15 protein-coding genes and 1 tRNA gene are annotated in these 13,705 nt (G+C 73.0%); 10 read left to right on the top strand and 6 right to left on the bottom strand.

Annotated elements, in window-relative coordinates; all coding sequences use genetic code 11:
- The first annotated feature begins 232 nt into the window (after nucleotides 1-232).
- From BM093_RS13945 to BM093_RS13920, 6 genes are all read left to right on the top strand, one after another.
- Nucleotides 233-808 (top strand): carboxymuconolactone decarboxylase family protein, encoded by a 576-nt coding sequence (locus tag BM093_RS13945; RefSeq protein WP_093342653.1) that lies wholly within the window; start codon nucleotides 233-235, stop codon nucleotides 806-808.
- A gap of 69 nt (nucleotides 809-877) precedes the next feature.
- The gene (locus BM093_RS13940) at nucleotides 878-1,105 is read left to right on the top strand and encodes a hypothetical protein (protein WP_143105377.1); all 228 of its coding nucleotides are present in this window, start codon (nucleotides 878-880) and stop codon (nucleotides 1,103-1,105) included.
- A gap of 65 nt (nucleotides 1,106-1,170) precedes the next feature.
- Complete coding sequence (locus tag BM093_RS13935; RefSeq protein ID WP_093342647.1) at nucleotides 1,171-2,106, top strand: DMT family transporter; 936 nt, start codon at nucleotides 1,171-1,173, stop codon at nucleotides 2,104-2,106.
- A gap of 41 nt (nucleotides 2,107-2,147) precedes the next feature.
- Nucleotides 2,148-4,013 carry a DNA primase gene (dnaG, locus tag BM093_RS13930; protein ID WP_093342644.1) on the top strand — a complete coding sequence of 622 codons (1,866 nt, stop codon included), beginning with the start codon at nucleotides 2,148-2,150 and terminating at the stop codon, nucleotides 4,011-4,013.
- Entirely contained in the window at nucleotides 4,010-4,534 is a 525-nt protein-coding gene (locus BM093_RS13925) for a hypothetical protein (protein WP_093342641.1), read from the top strand. Before dnaG ends, BM093_RS13925 begins: the two co-directional genes overlap by 4 nt.
- Nucleotides 4,535-4,550: 16 nt before the next feature.
- Entirely contained in the window at nucleotides 4,551-5,333 is a 783-nt protein-coding gene (locus tag BM093_RS13920) for a trans-aconitate 2-methyltransferase (RefSeq protein ID WP_093342638.1), read from the top strand.
- Between the two features lie 38 nt (nucleotides 5,334-5,371).
- On the opposite strand, the gene BM093_RS13915 is transcribed toward BM093_RS13920, so the two are convergent.
- Complete coding sequence (locus tag BM093_RS13915; protein WP_093342635.1) at nucleotides 5,372-5,572, bottom strand: hypothetical protein; 201 nt, start codon at nucleotides 5,570-5,572, stop codon at nucleotides 5,372-5,374.
- A gap of 175 nt (nucleotides 5,573-5,747) precedes the next feature.
- Here BM093_RS13915 and BM093_RS13910 point away from each other — a divergent pair.
- Nucleotides 5,748-5,819, top strand: a tRNA-Asn gene (locus BM093_RS13910).
- Between the two features lie 282 nt (nucleotides 5,820-6,101).
- Here the strand turns inward: BM093_RS13910 and BM093_RS13905 are convergent.
- A complete protein-coding gene (locus BM093_RS13905) occupies nucleotides 6,102-6,791 on the bottom strand; it encodes an Ltp family lipoprotein (protein ID WP_218162765.1) in 690 nt (229 codons plus the stop codon).
- A gap of 204 nt (nucleotides 6,792-6,995) precedes the next feature.
- Here BM093_RS13905 and BM093_RS13900 point away from each other — a divergent pair, with 204 nt between their 5' ends.
- Entirely contained in the window at nucleotides 6,996-7,463 is a 468-nt protein-coding gene (locus BM093_RS13900; RefSeq protein ID WP_093342633.1) for a hypothetical protein, read from the top strand.
- Between the two features lie 125 nt (nucleotides 7,464-7,588).
- On the opposite strand, the gene BM093_RS13895 is transcribed toward BM093_RS13900, so the two are convergent.
- The 4 genes from BM093_RS13895 to BM093_RS13880 form a co-directional block, all read right to left on the bottom strand.
- A complete protein-coding gene (locus BM093_RS13895; protein ID WP_093342629.1) occupies nucleotides 7,589-8,269 on the bottom strand; it encodes a FadR/GntR family transcriptional regulator in 681 nt (226 codons plus the stop codon).
- A gap of 37 nt (nucleotides 8,270-8,306) precedes the next feature.
- Nucleotides 8,307-9,131 (bottom strand): ABC transporter ATP-binding protein, encoded by an 825-nt coding sequence (locus BM093_RS13890; RefSeq protein ID WP_093342627.1) that lies wholly within the window; start codon nucleotides 9,129-9,131, stop codon nucleotides 8,307-8,309.
- A gap of 109 nt (nucleotides 9,132-9,240) precedes the next feature.
- Complete coding sequence (locus tag BM093_RS13885) at nucleotides 9,241-10,278, bottom strand: YdcF family protein (protein ID WP_245773514.1); 1,038 nt, start codon at nucleotides 10,276-10,278, stop codon at nucleotides 9,241-9,243.
- Between the two features lie 2 nt (nucleotides 10,279-10,280).
- Complete coding sequence (locus BM093_RS13880; RefSeq protein ID WP_093342622.1) at nucleotides 10,281-11,423, bottom strand: alpha/beta fold hydrolase; 1,143 nt, start codon at nucleotides 11,421-11,423, stop codon at nucleotides 10,281-10,283.
- 254 nt (nucleotides 11,424-11,677) lie between these two features.
- Here BM093_RS13880 and BM093_RS13875 point away from each other — a divergent pair, with 254 nt between their 5' ends.
- Both BM093_RS13875 and BM093_RS13870 read left to right on the top strand, forming a co-directional pair.
- Nucleotides 11,678-12,394 (top strand): response regulator transcription factor, encoded by a 717-nt coding sequence (locus BM093_RS13875; RefSeq protein WP_093342619.1) that lies wholly within the window; start codon nucleotides 11,678-11,680, stop codon nucleotides 12,392-12,394.
- Nucleotides 12,391-13,701 carry a HAMP domain-containing sensor histidine kinase gene (locus BM093_RS13870; protein ID WP_093342616.1) on the top strand — a complete coding sequence of 437 codons (1,311 nt, stop codon included), beginning with the start codon at nucleotides 12,391-12,393 and terminating at the stop codon, nucleotides 13,699-13,701. The genes BM093_RS13875 and BM093_RS13870 overlap by 4 nt, the downstream gene beginning before the upstream one ends.
- Nucleotides 13,702-13,705: the final 4 nt, after the last annotated feature.

Here is a 13,705-nt window from a genome sequence, read left to right as displayed (position 1 = left end):
CGCCGCGAGATCGTCACCGTGTGTCGTAACCGGCACACCCGCAGCGCCGGAACGCCGGAGGCGGAAGCATGGATGTGGCCGGCGTCACGTCCGAGGGTGTCACGTCGGGCGGGCGCGCGGTGTCCAAGTCGGTGGGCCGTCTCGCCGCGATCCGGGTCCCGCGATCCGGGTCCCGCGATCCGGGTCACCGCGGCCCGTCCACCGACTCCGTCACCGACCCCGGGAGGTCACCGTGTCCCGCATCCCTGCCGTCCCCGACGCCGACGCCGGCGTCCTCGGCCGACTCGTCTACCGCCTGGCCCGCCGCCGCTTCGGCTCGCTGCCCCAACCGTTCGCCGTGGCCCGCCACCACCGCCGGATCTTCTGGGCGTCGCTGGTGAGCGAGCTGGGCTGGGACCGGGCCGCGACACTGCTGCCGGCTGGGGTCCGCGAGCTCGCGGTCTACCGCACCGCGACCGTCGTCGGCTGCTCGTGGTGCGTCGACTTCGGCACCATGTTGCAACGGCTCTCCGGCCTGGACGTCGAGCGGCTCGCGCACATCGACGAGCACGCCACCAGCCCGCTGTACACCCCGGCCGAGCGGCTCGCGATCGCCTACGCCGACGCGATGACCGCCCAGCCGATGACCGTCACCGACGAGCAGGTCGCCGAGCTCGAGCGCGAGTTCGGCCGGGCCGGTCTGGTCGAGCTCACCCAGATGATCGCGGTGGAGAACATGCGGGGCCGGGCCAACCACGCGCTCGGCATCACCGACCAGGGCTTCGACGCGGCCTGCGCGGTGCGGTGGTCCGGGGAGACCGTCTCCTGAGCACCACTGTGCGGAAGGTCGCGTGCCACGGTGGTGTGAGGGGCCGCCCGCGCGGGCACGTACCCGGTGATGGAGTTTCTGCGTCTGATGTTCCGGGTCGTGTTCCTCGCGGTCGCCGCCGCCGCAGCACTGGGCGTGATCCTCGGCGCCGCGTTGCTGGCCGACTGGATCGGGCGTACCTACGACGTCGTCTGGGCGGTGGCCGCGCTGCTGCTGCTCCCGCTGATCGGCGCCGCCATGACCCTGCGCGACCAGCTGCCGCGGGGCCGGGTCTTCGGCGGGCCGCAGCGGGGCTGACCCGGCGGGGAGGCTCCGGACACGTCCGGTTGCCGAAGACGTTAGCAATGCGATGAAGTGGTGCCGTGCCTTTCCCGCGATGGCTCGTGCCCGTCCTGGCCGTTCTGTTCGTCCCGTTGTGGGCGTCCGGCTTCATCGCGGGCAAGATCGCCACCGGGTACCTCGACGTCCCCGCGGTACTGCTGTGGCGGTTCGTCATCGCGCTCGCGGTGATGCTCGTCGCCGCGGCCGCGCTGCGGCCCGCGCCGCCGAAGGGGCGGGCCTGGCTGCACCTGGTGGTCACCGCGCTGCTGCTGCAGATCGGCCAGTTCAGCTTCGTCTACACCGGACTCGCGTCGGGCGTGCCCGCCGGGCTCTCCAGCCTGATCCTGGGCATGGCGCCGCTGCTGGTCGGGCTGCTCACCCCGCTGCTGCTGACGACCCGGCTCGGCGTCGCGCCGGTGGCCGGGCTGCTGATCGGGGCCACCGGCGTGTACGTCGTGCTGGCCGACGACCTCGGCGGCGGTCTGGGGTGGAGCGTCGTCCTGCCGGTGCTGGGCATGCTGTCGCTGGCCGCGGGCACGCTCTACCAGAAGCGGTTCAACGACAGCACGCCCGTGGTGACGAGCGTGGTCGTCCAGATGGCCACGTCCTTGGTCGCCACCCTGGCCGCATGGCCGTTCCTCGGGGCGCACTGGCTGCCGTCCGGGGTGGGCGGCTGGCTCGCCGTCGGCTGGCTGGGGATCTTCAACTCGGCGGGTGCGTTCGTCCTGATGTTCCTGCTGCTGCGGTGGCGTTCCACGGTGTTCGTGTCGTCGCTGCTGAACCTGGTCCCGGCCACGACCGCGCTGTGCGCGGTCCCCGTCCTCGGCGAGCCGCTGACCCCGCAGGCGGTGCTCGGACTCGCGATCGCCCTGGTCGGCATGTTCGTCGGCCTCGGGCGGCGTCCCGGGCGACGCCGGTCCGCGGACCCGGAGGACACGACCGCGGACCCGACGACGGCGTCGGCGACGTCCCGCTGACCTGCGGGCAGGTCGTCGGACCCGGGACCTAGACTGGCGGCGTGGCAGGACGGATCCGGGACGCCGACATCACCGAGGTCCGCAACCGCACGCGGATCGAGGAGATCGTCGAGGAGTACGTCGCGCTCCGCCGCGCCGGGGCCGGTTCGCTGAAGGGCCTGTGCCCGTTCCACGACGAGAAGACCCCGTCGTTCAACGTCCGCCCCTCGCACGGCACCTTCCACTGCTTCGGTTGCGGCGAGCACGGCAGCGTCATCGACTTCGTGATGCGCATGGAGGTCATCGGGTTCCCCGAGGCCGTCGAGCGGCTCGCGGAGCGCTGCGGGGTCCGGCTGACCTACGAGGGCGGCGGCTCGTCGGTGCAGCGCGACCGGGGCACCCGCAGCCGGCTGCTGGAGATCAACAAGAAGGCGCAGCAGTTCTACGCCGAGCAGCTGCGCACCCCGGCCGGGCGGGCCGCCGTCCAGTTCCTGGCCGAGCGTGGGTTCGACGACGGCGCGGCCGAGAAGTTCGGCTGCGGGTACGCCCCGTCGGGCTGGGACACCGTCACCAAGCACCTGCTGGGCCAGGGGTACCAGCTCGACGAGCTGATCAAGGCCGGGATCTCCAAGGAGGGCCGCCGCGGCGCGATCGACCGGTTCCATCGGCGCCTGCTGTGGCCGATCCGCGACCTGGGTGGCGACGTCGTCGGGTTCGGCGCGCGGCGCCTGTTCGACGACGACGGCATCGAGGCCAAGTACCTCAACACCTCCGAGACGCCGGTGTACCGCAAGACCCACGTGCTGTTCGGGCTCGACCAGGCCAAGCGGGAGATCGCGAAGTCGCGCCAGGTCGTCGTCGTCGAGGGCTACACCGACGTGATGGCCATGCACCTGGCCGGGGTGCCGACGGCCGTCGCGTCCTGTGGCACGGCGTTCGGTTCCGAGCACATCTCGGTGATCCGCAGGCTGATCGGCGACGACTCGTTCGACCGTGGGGAAGTGATCTACACCTTCGACGGCGACGCGGCCGGGCAGAACGCCGCGATGAAGGCCTTCGAGGGGGACCAGAGCTTCGCCGCGCAGACCTTCGTCGCCGTCGCCCCGGACGGTCAGGACCCGTGCGACCTGCGCAACAACCACGGCGACACCGCGGTGCGCGACCTCGTCGCCCGCCGCGAGCCGCTGTTCGAGTTCGCCATCCGCGCCGAGCTGCGCGAACACGACCTGAACTCCGCGGAGGGCCGGGTCGCCGCGCTGCAGCGGACGGTGCCGCTGGTCGCGCGGATCAAGCGGGAGGACCTGCGCGACGAGTACGCCCGCCGGCTCGCCGGCTGGGTCGGCTGGGACGACATCGCCGTGGTCGTGCGCCGGGTGCGGGAGACGGCGGGGGCGCCGGTCGAGGGCCGGTCGCGGCGCCGGGAGCCGCTGCCCGCGCCGAAGCGGGGGGACGCGCAGCTGCACCTGCAGCGGGAGGCGCTGAAGGCGGCGCTGCAGATCCCCGGCGTCGTCGGGCCGGGGTTCGACGAGCTGCCCGAGGCCGGGTTCACGCACCCGCAGTTCGCCGCGGTGCACCGGGCGATCATGGGTGCCGGCGGGGTCTGCGAGGGGCTGGAGGGCCCGGAGTGGCTCGACGCCGTCGTCGCGCAGGTGGCGACCGACGACGTGAAGCGCCTGGTCAGCGAACTGGCGGTGGAGGATCTGGAGCTGCCCAAGCGGAACACCGACGAGGTCCGCTACGTCAACGGCGTCCTGGCCGGGGTGCGGCTCGGGCTGGTGGAGCGCGAGATCGCCGACCTGAAGTCGCAGCTGCAGCGCACCAACATGGTCACCGACCCGGAGGAGTACAACGACCTGTTCGGGGTGTTGGTCCCGCTCGAGCAGTATAAGATCCAGCTGCGCGAGCAGGCCTCCGGGGTGGCGTCGTGACCGGGTGGTGGGCCCGGCTGTTCGGGCGCGACCCGGTGCCCGACGCCGTCGCCGCCGGTCTGGAGCCGTCCGAGGCGGTCGTCGCGACGGCCACGGTCGCCGGCGGCGGGACGCTCGTCGTCACCTCCTGGGGGGTCTGGCCGCCGTCCGGTGCCGGGCGCATCGGGTGGCACGAGGTCGGCAAGGCCGTCTGGGACGGGAACTCGCTGGTGGTGACGCCGACGCACGCCGAGCAGATCGCGCCCGGCACCGAGCTGCTCGCCGACACCCGCCCGCACCGGTTCCGGCTGACCGAGGCCGGCACGGTGCCGCAGGCCGTGCAGGACCGGGTCACGCAGTCGATCCGGACGCGGAACCGGCGCGAGCTTCCCGGCGGGGGAGCGTGGGTACTCCAGCGCAAGGTGCCGGGCCGCGACGGGGTCGTGGTCCAGGTCCGCCCGGACCCGGGCACCGATCCGGCCGCGGCGCGCCGGCTGGCCGAGGGCCTCGCCGACCGGCTGCCGGGACGCGGCACCGAGTGAGCACCGGAGGGGTGCGGTGACCGGGGCATCAGGAGTCGGCTGGGATCCGGAGCTGTACCGGGCGTTCGACGATCACCGCTCCCGCCCGTTCCACGACCTCGTCGCCCGCATCGGCGCGCCGGAGCAGGGGCTTTCGCGGGTGGTGGACGCCGGCTGCGGCCCGGGACACCTCACCGGCCTGCTGGCGAAGCGCCTGCCCGGGGCGACGATCGAGGCGTTCGACTCGTCACCGGACATGGTCGCCGCCGCGCGGGCCGCGGGCGTGCCCGCGGAGCTGGTCGACATCCGGGACTGGACGCCGCCGCGCGACACCGGCGTGCTCGTCACGAACGCAGTGCTGCACTGGGTGCCCGAGCACCCCGATGTCCTGCGGCGCTGGATCGCCGCGCTCGCCCCCGGGGCGTGGCTGGCGCTGCAGGTGCCGGCCAACTTCGACTCGCCCTCGCACGTGCTCACCCGCGAGGTCGCCGCGCAGCCGCGCCGGCGGGACCGGATCCTGCTGCGCGGCGGCGAGTCCGTGCTGGACCCGCGCGGCTATGCCGACCTGCTCGCGGCCGGCGGCGCCGAGGTCGACGCCTGGGAGACGACCTACCTGCAGCGGCTCGACGGCCAGGACCCGGTGCTGCGCTGGATCTCCGGCACGGCCCTGCGTCCGGTCCGCGACGCCCTCGACGACGACGGCTACGCGGACTTCGTCGCCGAGCTCGCCCCGCGGCTGCGGGCGGCCTACCCGCCGAGCGCCGACGGCAGCACCTGGTTCCCGTTCCGCCGGGTGTTCGCCGTCGCGCGGAAGCGCTGACCCGGCTCCCCGGACGCCCCGGGAGCGGGGCGGTCGCGTCAGGCGTCGCCGCTGCCGCGCTCGCCGCGCACCTTGCCGATGACGTTCTCGACACCGGCCTGCGCAACGCCCGCCGCGCCCTGCACCGCGGGGTGGTCCGCGGCCCGGTGGTAGGCGCGCACGAGCTGCTCGTACCGCTCGTGCCCGGCCCGGGTGCCGAGGACGTACCCGACGGCGACTCCCACGAGGAACCTGACCATTCCCCTCACCTCCCTGGCTGCCGACCGTACCGGGCGGCCGGGCCGCGTCGTCCGGCACCCGGAACCAGGGCCGACCTGCGGTAACGACGCCCGAACGGGGGGTGCACGGGCGGCCGATGGGGGTGTTGTAGAGTTCTCCGTGTCGCCGGGACAGCGGTTCGGGCGGCGAGAACGGTCCTCCGTAGCTCAATGGCAGAGCACCCGACTGTTAATCGGGCGGTTACTGGTTCGAGTCCAGTCGGAGGAGCACATTCCCAGGTCAGAGGCTCATGACGTAGCGTTGACCAAGATCGACCCTCTAGAGATGCACACTGATGGGTGTCGCGGTCGAGATGCTTCCGAATGCCTCCAGCGGGGCGAGGCTCCCGTAGAGCTTCGACGCACCGCCGTGGTCGCCGCAGCCCAGGGTGGAGTTGCGCAACAGACGAGCCCCACAGCCTATGGCGGGGTGGCGGGGCCTCGTCTCCCTGCGTGACCGCGGTGGGGCATGACAACGTCGGGCGGCGGTACAGACCGGGTCGGCAGGGAGTCAGAGCCCGACCGAGTCAGCGCCGTGCCTGGCCTGCGCGGCCGTGAAACCCTCGAACTCGAGTTGGTCGATGAGGCTTCCGCGGGAGAACGAGCTGTAGTCCATGTAGCTCTTCGCGGACTTCGCGGCCTGCTCGTTCCAGTCGACGGTCACGTGGTCGACGGCGTACGTGGCGTCGGCGGTGGAGAAGTCCTCGAACTCGAGCTGGTCGATCAGGCCCTGCCGGGAGAACGCGCTGTAGTCGAGGTAGCTCTCGGCCGACTCGACCGCGTTCTGCCGACTCACCGACAGCGCGGGTGTCGACGGCTCCGGCGGGGCGACAGCGAACGTTTCGGGTGTGGACGCCGTGTTGTTCGGTGCAGGCACCGGGGCCGGGAGAACTGCGGTCGTGGGCGGAGCGGCGATCGGTGTGGGCGGAACGACGGCGGGCGCATAGGTCGGCGCTGCTGCGGTCGGGGACTCCGTCCCCTGATCGTTGCCACCCAGTGCGGCGGCGACGACGATCAGCGCGGCGGCGCCGCCGACGATGAAGGGCCACTTCCGCCGTCGTTTCGGAGCCGGGGGCTGCGGTGGGTGCTGTGCCCAGTTCGCGGGCGGCGAGCCCCATTGCTGCGGAATCTGGCCCTGCTGCGGGTACTGGCCGGGCGGAGTGTTCTGGGAAGAACCCTGCGGGGTCTGCGAGGTTGTCACAACGCCTACGTCGTGCGGTGCGATGGGGTGTTGCAGTTAGCGACACCGGATCATCAGATCTGTGGAAGCCCTTCAGCCGCCCCGCCGTGATCATCGGAAGTGATGACGGTGTGGCGGACGTAGTAACCATCGTTGCGTCATTCGCGACACAATCGCCAGAACCCCGGATCATGGGGCCCACTGCCACGAAGGTGAGGGACAACGATGAGGATCGGCCGCTACGCCCTCGCCTGCGTCATCGCCGCTACCTTCGCCACCGCCGCGTGCACCGCTGCGTCGGGCGCGGAGCGAGTCATCCTCGAGCCGGCGTCCTCGTCGGCAGGCGGTCGGCCTGCTCCCGCAGCTGGTCTGCTGCCCCGCATCGAGGCAGGCTCGTCCGGCCTGAGCGTTGCGGTGGACGGGGCGAGCGAGGCGACGCGCAGGCAGCGGGACCGTGTCGCGGAGATGGAGAAGAAGGCGGCCGAAGAGAAGGCGCAGACCCAGGAGGCAGCCAGGCAGGGCCAGGCCCCGTGGTCCGCAGCGGAGGCGCCAGGCCGGCAAGGGACGAAGCAGTCCGACGGTGACTGCGCGCAACGGGCGATGGCCGCCGGCCGGTTCGACCCGTCGTGCGCCGCCTATCAGGGCGTATCTGGATCCGGGCACGCTCGCGGGCCGTGCTCCGACCAGCGGTGAGATCCAGATGCAGTTCGCGTGTGAGCAGGGTCTGGTCCCCAGGAGCGACTGCTGACGCGGTGCCCGGTCCCCGGAGCCGGTCAGCTCCTGGCCCCCGGGGCAAGAGGTCCATGAAGGACGGAGCGCTACTCCGCGCGCAGCGCACGAATCGTCTCCTCGAGGTTCGCGACGGTGGCAGCGATCGCCGCCTCCTCGTCGTGGCGCTCGAGGGCGTCGACGAGGGCGTCGTGCGCGTCGGCGGTGTCGATCAGGGGGCCGTCGTGGGTGATCCTGTCGACCAGGGCGTTCTCGATGACCGGCCGGGCGTGGGTGAACAGCTCGGACAGGATGACGTTGCCGGACAGTCCGACGACCGCGTCGTGGAAGTCGAGGTCGACCGCGACGAAGCGGGCCGGATCGTCGCCGAGCGAGCGTCGCCGGTCGAGCAGGGCACGCAACGCGCCGAGCGACTCGGCCGGGGCCCGGTGTGCGGCGAGCCGGGCCGCCTCGACCTCCAGCGAGCGCCGCACCTCGTACACCTCCAGCAGCCGGGCCCGCCGCATGAGCCCGGCGACGTCCTCCACCGTCCGCTCGGCGCCGGTGACGAACGTCCCGGAGCCGTGGCGGGCCTCCAGCAGGCCGTCCCGGCACAGCAGCAGGACGGCCTCCCGGATCGAGGACCGTCCGACCGCGATCTGGCTCGCGAGCGTCGCCTCGCTGGGGATCTTCGTGCCGGCCGGCCATTCCCCCGAGCGGAGCCGTTCCCGCAGCATCGCCTCGACCTGCGGCACGAGCGGGCCGCGCTCCAGCTTCGGCCACGGGGTCATGGGGTTCCTCTCGACGTGCGGACGCCGGGGAAGGGGCTCACCGCGCGAGGGCGGCGTCGGCGGATCGCGAGCGGGCGAGCCAGCGCCCGTCCACCCGGCTGAGCGAGACGGGGAGGTCGAAGCAGTCGCTGACGCTCTCCGAGTCGAGGACGTCGTCGACCGGTCCTGCGCAGAGCACGCGCCCCTGCTTCAGCAGCAGGGCGTGGCTGGTGTGCGGCGGCAGGTCCTCGAGGTGGTGGGTCACCGTGATGCTCGCCAGGCCCGGCGTCGTGGACGCGACCCGCGCCAGTCCGGAGAGCAGCTGCTCCCGTCCCGCGAGGTCCAGCCCGGTCGCCGGCTCGTCGAGCAGCAGCAGTTGGGGCTGCGGCACGAGCGCCCGGGCGATCAGTGCGCGCGTCCGTTCGCCCTGCGAGGACTGCGTCCACGTCCGGTCGAGCCGATGTCCCAGGTCGACCGAGGCGGCCAGGGTCTCGACCCGGCTCAGCTGGTCGTCCGACAGCACCCGCCGCGGGTCCGGCTCGGGAGTGTTGTCCAACCCGGACAGGATGACGTCGCGCAGCGGCAGGGGGCGCTGGACCTGGTGCCGGGGGTCGACGTGGCCGAGCCGGGTGCGCAGGCTCCGCATGTCGACGCGGCCGAGGCGGTGCCCGAGGACGTGGACCTCACCCCGGCTGGGGTGGACGCGGGCGCCGGCCAGCGACAGGAGGGTGCTCTTGCCTGCGCCGTTGGGCCCGAGGAGGGCCCAGTGCTCGCCCGCGCGGATCCTCAGCGAGACCGCCGAGAGAAGGACGGATCCCGCGCGGGTGATGTCGACCTCGCGGACGTCCAGTACCTCCTCGACGGGGCTGCCCGGCTCTGTCACGCACTTCTCCTCTCCGTCGCGCCCGTGGACGGGTGCACGGCCGGCAAGTCTACAGACGTCTGAAGACTTGCCTGCCCGGGGCGAGGCGGTGGGGCGCCGGGCAGGCGTCCTACGTCCCCACCAGCAGCAGCACGATCGGCGGTGCCAGAGCGAGGACCAGCAGCAGCGCGGCGTTCGCCGCACGGTGCTCGCGCAGGATCGCGACGTACTCCCGGAGCACGGCGCTGGGCCAGTAGTAGCCGGCGGTCGGGGCGCCGACGGCCTGCGCGTCGACCCCGAGCCGGCGCGCCAGTGACGCGGCCCGGAACACGTGGTAGTTGCTGGTGACGATCAGTCCCGGGCCCGGGGTGCCCTCGGCCCGCACCAGCGTGTCGCTGAACCGCAGGTTCTGCTCGGTGTTGCGCGACGCCGTCTCGGTGCGCAGCACGCCGGGGTCGGCGCCGTGCCGCGCCGCCCAGCGGCTCATGGCCTCGGCCTCCGAGAGCTGCTCGTCGGGGCCCTGCCCGCCGGAGAGCACGAGCAGCCGGGCGCCCCGCCGGGCGCACTCCGTCATCCCGGTCCGGATCCGCGACGCCAGCAGCGGCGGCACCTCGCTGCCGTGCAACCCGGCGCCGAGCACCACGACCCAGTCGGCCGGCCGGTCCCGCACGAGCCTGCGGTACAGCTGCGAGTAGCCCAGGAACGCGGCGAACTGGAACGCGAGGACGACTGCGGCGAGCGCGCAGGCGAGCCAGAGCGCCCGCACCGGCAGGGAACCGCCGAGCAGGACGGGGACGCCCGCCACCAGCAGTCCGATGATCAACAGGCCGGTGAGCAGGGACAGCGAGTTGCCCAGGCTCACCCGTTCGCGGCGCAGCATCACCGCCCCGTTGAGTATCAGGAACACCGCGAACACGACCGCCAACAGCGGGGAGAGCACGGCCACCACCACGGCCACACCCAGCACCGGGTTGGCGCCGGTGAAGCCGAGCATGCTGACCGCATTGCCGGCGAGCAGGGCCGCGGCGAGCAGCCAGTAGGCGTTGCTCAGCCGCCTCGGCTCCCGCCGGACACGCCGGTGAGCGATCACGCAGACCAGCGCGGCGAGGGCCAGGGGAACGACGAGGACGGCCAGCAGGAACAGGGCCGTCGCGACTGCGGGCAGCATGGTCACGCCTCGCCCGGCCACCTCGCTCCCTGCCGGGCCCGCACCCGGCCGGCGAGACCGTCGACGGCGGCGAGGAACTCCTTCGGACGTTCGAAGTGGACGAGGTGCCCGGACCGGAGCTGGGTCGTCTCTGTGCCGTCGGGGAGCAGGCGCAGCGCCCGGTCGAGGTCGGCCTGGTCCATGGCGGCCAGCAGGATGCCGTCGTCGCTGTAGGCCGCCCCTCTGGTGGCCTCGACGTAGTTGGTGTGGATCACGGTGGTGGGGACGTCGACGGCGGCGAGTGCGGCCTCGGTGTCGAAGCCGGCGTACCAGCCGGGCTCGCCGTGGACCCAGGCGGCGCCGAAGGCGGTGTCGTAGTGCACCAGGCCCTGGAAGAAGACGCTGACCAGCGGGGGCAGGTAGCCCAGGTGCAGTGGCCGGCCGGGGTGGGCGTCGATCCACCTCAGCGCCGACGCGCGCAGCGCGCCCTGGAGGGGGCCGAAGAACTCGAAGTAGTTGCCGTGCTCGACGAAGTACCGCTGGAACTCGGTCGCCGGTGCGCCGGTGGCCCGGTGCCGCTCGGCCAGCACCAGCGAGATGCCTCCGGTGGTGTGCGGCAGGCGTGGCATCTCCGACGAGAACAGCGGCGGGTCCTCGAGCAGCAGCCCGCACACCCACTCGGGTCGTTCGGCGGCGATCCACAGCGCCAGCAGCCCGCCGGAGGAGTGGCCGGAGAGGATCACCGGCTCGCCGACGACCTCGGCGACGAACCGGGCGAGCAGGGCCCCGACCCGGGCGTTGGTGTACTCCTCGGGGGCGAGCCGGTCGGAACCACCGTGGCCGGGGATGTCGACGGCGACCACGTGGTGTCTGGCCGCCAGTTCGGGCAGGACGAGCATGTGGTCCTGCCACCGGGTGGCCTGGCCGTGGACGAGCAGCAGGGGAGGGCCGTTCCGCGGGCCCTCGGCGTAGTTCAGGACGTGGCCGTCGACCGTGGCCTGCTTCTCGGTGATGCCCGCGGCGGCCACGTCCGCCAGGCCTTTCCCCAGCCCGGTCGCGTTGCGGTGGAGGTAGCCGGCGATGCCGAGGCCCAGCGGGACGGCCAGGCCCGCGGCGCCGAGCAGTGCACCGCGCAGCAGGCGCCGGCGCTTCGGAGCGGACGACATGGGGCACAACCTACGTCGTCGTCCGCCGCGGACCCACCGGTGATCGACATTCGGGTCCGCGCCCGATGCCGGCCGGGGAGCGGCGCTGCGCGAGGTGACATCGACGGGCCCGCAGCCGACTACGTCGTCGTGGGTCGCCGCCGGAGTGCGGACCTGCGACACGACCTGGCGGGGGAGTGCCCGGCCGGAGGCCGGCCACCGCGATCCGGCCGGCCGGCGGGGCCGGCGCCGGGAGGGGCAGGACGGAGGGAACGATGACCGCGAGTCGGGTGCTGGTCGTCGAGGACGACGCCACGATCGGGGACGTGCTGCAGACGATCCTGGTCGACGAGGGTCACGACGCACGCTGGGTGAGGAACGCCTCCGGGGCCCTGTCGGCTGTCACGGACACGGCCTTCGACCTGGTGCTGCTCGATCTCGGGTTGCCCGACCTCGACGGTATCGACGTCTGCCGGCGTGTTCGGGCCGCGCTGCCGGCAACGATCGTCGTGATCCTCACGGCCCGCACCGCGGAGATGGACGTCGTGCTGGGGCTCGATGCCGGGGCCGACGACTATCTGACCAAGCCCGTCCGGCTCGCCGAGCTGCTCGCCCGAGTCCGGGCACACCTGCGCCGGTCTGCAGCCGGTGAGGCCGCTGCCGTGATCGAGATCGGGGATCTGCGCCTGGACACGGTCCGGCGCCGGACGTTCGTCGCAGGCCAGGAGGTCGCACTGCGTACGAAGGAGTTCGACCTGCTCGTCCGGCTGGCCCGCGAACCCGGGACCGCGGTCGGCCGGGAGCGCCTGATGGCCGATGTCTGGGACGAGCACTGGTTCGGCCCCACGAAGACACTCGACGTGCACATCGCGACGCTGCGCAGGCGCCTGGCGGACCTCGCCCCGCACCGCGTACCGGCCATCACGACGCTGCGCGGGCACGGATACCGGCTCGACCCGCCGCCCGCCGATGCCGCGGGGGCCGAGCGGTGAGGTCACGGATCGTCGGTCTCGCGTTGATCGCGGCGGCGTTCTCGGTGGTGCTGTTCGGCATCCCGCTCGCCGCCGGTCTCGCCCAGTTGACGGTCTCCGAGGAGCAGGCATCGCTCGAACGACTCGCCGTGTTCGCCGTCCGTACGGTGCAGGAGGACATGGCCCACGACCGGGTCCCGACGAGCCTGCCCGATGCACCCGACGACGCGGCCGTCGCCCTGTACGACGACGACGGCGAGCGGCTCCTCGGGGTCGGGCCGCCGGAGGGTGACGCCCCCGTCGACTACGTCCTGGACGGCTCCGATGGCCCGTGGCCTGCGGACCAACTGATCGCGGTGGCTCCCGTCAGCGACACCCACGACATCGTCGGCGTGGTGCGGGCCGTCGTGCCGGTGTCGTCGGTGTACGGGCAGTTGCTGCCGATCTGGCTGGGCATGGCCGCGTTGGGTGGGTTGGTGCTCTTCTCGGCGTGGTTGCTCGCCCGGCGCCTGGCCGGTCGTCTCGCGCGTCCACTGGATCAGCTCGTCGCCGACGCCGACCGACTCGGTGACGGGGACTTCGGGATCGTGCCCCGGTCGACGGGCGTCGCCGAGACCGACCGGGCGAGTGCCGCACTGAGCAGGACCGCGCACCGGCTCGACGATCTGCTCGCCCGGGAGCGGGCCTTCTCCGCCGAGGCGTCCCATCAGCTCCGGACCCCGCTCGCCGGACTCCGGCTGCGCCTGGAGGCCGCGGTCGAACGGCCGGAGCGACTCACCCTCGGCACGGTCGAGGACGGACTGGCCTCCATCGACCGCCTCGAGCGCACGATCGACGAGCTGCTGGCCCTGGCGCGTGAGCGTCAGGCGGCCTCGGTCGAGCCGGCGGACATCGGTGTGCTGTTCGGCGAATGCGTCGAGGAATGGGGGGCCCGGCTCGACCGTGACGATCGGTCCCTGCTTGCTCGTCCGCCGCAGGGGCTCCCGAATCCGGATGCCTCCTCGGCGGCGGTCCGACAGATCCTCGCGGTGCTGCTGGACAACGCGTGCATGCACGGCACCGGTGCGGTCTCGGTGTCGGCCCGCGAAGCCGGAGAGGACGCGCTCGCGATCGACGTGGCCGACGAGGGGCCGGGCATCCCGCCGACCGCGATGCGTGGCGCGGAGCACTCCGCGGGGATGGGGCTCCCACTGGCCCAGCGGCTCGCGGAGAGCGAGGGCGGCCGGCTGACCGTCGGCGCACCCGGCTCGGTCGTGACCCTCCTGCTCCCCGTGCGCGCCGCGGCGGAGCCGACCGGCGCAGCGTCCACGCCTCCGGTACCGGGCTGACCGA

Origin of the sequence: Pseudonocardia ammonioxydans (assembly GCF_900115005.1) — a bacterium.
GTDB lineage: Bacteria > Actinomycetota > Actinomycetes > Mycobacteriales > Pseudonocardiaceae > Pseudonocardia > Pseudonocardia ammonioxydans.
This window is presented reverse-complemented; position numbering and strand designations above follow the sequence as displayed.

Bases quoted from the DNA above. Each gene is read 5' to 3' on its own strand.
- BM093_RS13940 (WP_143105377.1), top strand. From the start codon at position 878: ATGGAGTTTCTGCGTCTGATGTTCCGGGTCGTGTTCCTCGCGGTCGCC.
- BM093_RS13895 (WP_093342629.1), bottom strand. From the start codon at position 8,269: ATGACCCCGTGGCCGAAGCTGGAGCGCGGCCCGCTCGTGCCGCAGGTC.
- BM093_RS13880 (WP_093342622.1), bottom strand. From the start codon at position 11,423: ATGTCGTCCGCTCCGAAGCGCCGGCGCCTGCTGCGCGGTGCACTGCTC.
- BM093_RS13915 (WP_093342635.1), bottom strand. From the start codon at position 5,572: ATGGTCAGGTTCCTCGTGGGAGTCGCCGTCGGGTACGTCCTCGGCACC.
- BM093_RS13900 (WP_093342633.1), top strand. From the start codon at position 6,996: ATGAGGATCGGCCGCTACGCCCTCGCCTGCGTCATCGCCGCTACCTTC.
- BM093_RS13875 (WP_093342619.1), top strand. From the start codon at position 11,678: ATGACCGCGAGTCGGGTGCTGGTCGTCGAGGACGACGCCACGATCGGG.
- BM093_RS13885 (WP_245773514.1), bottom strand. From the start codon at position 10,278: ATGCTGCCCGCAGTCGCGACGGCCCTGTTCCTGCTGGCCGTCCTCGTC.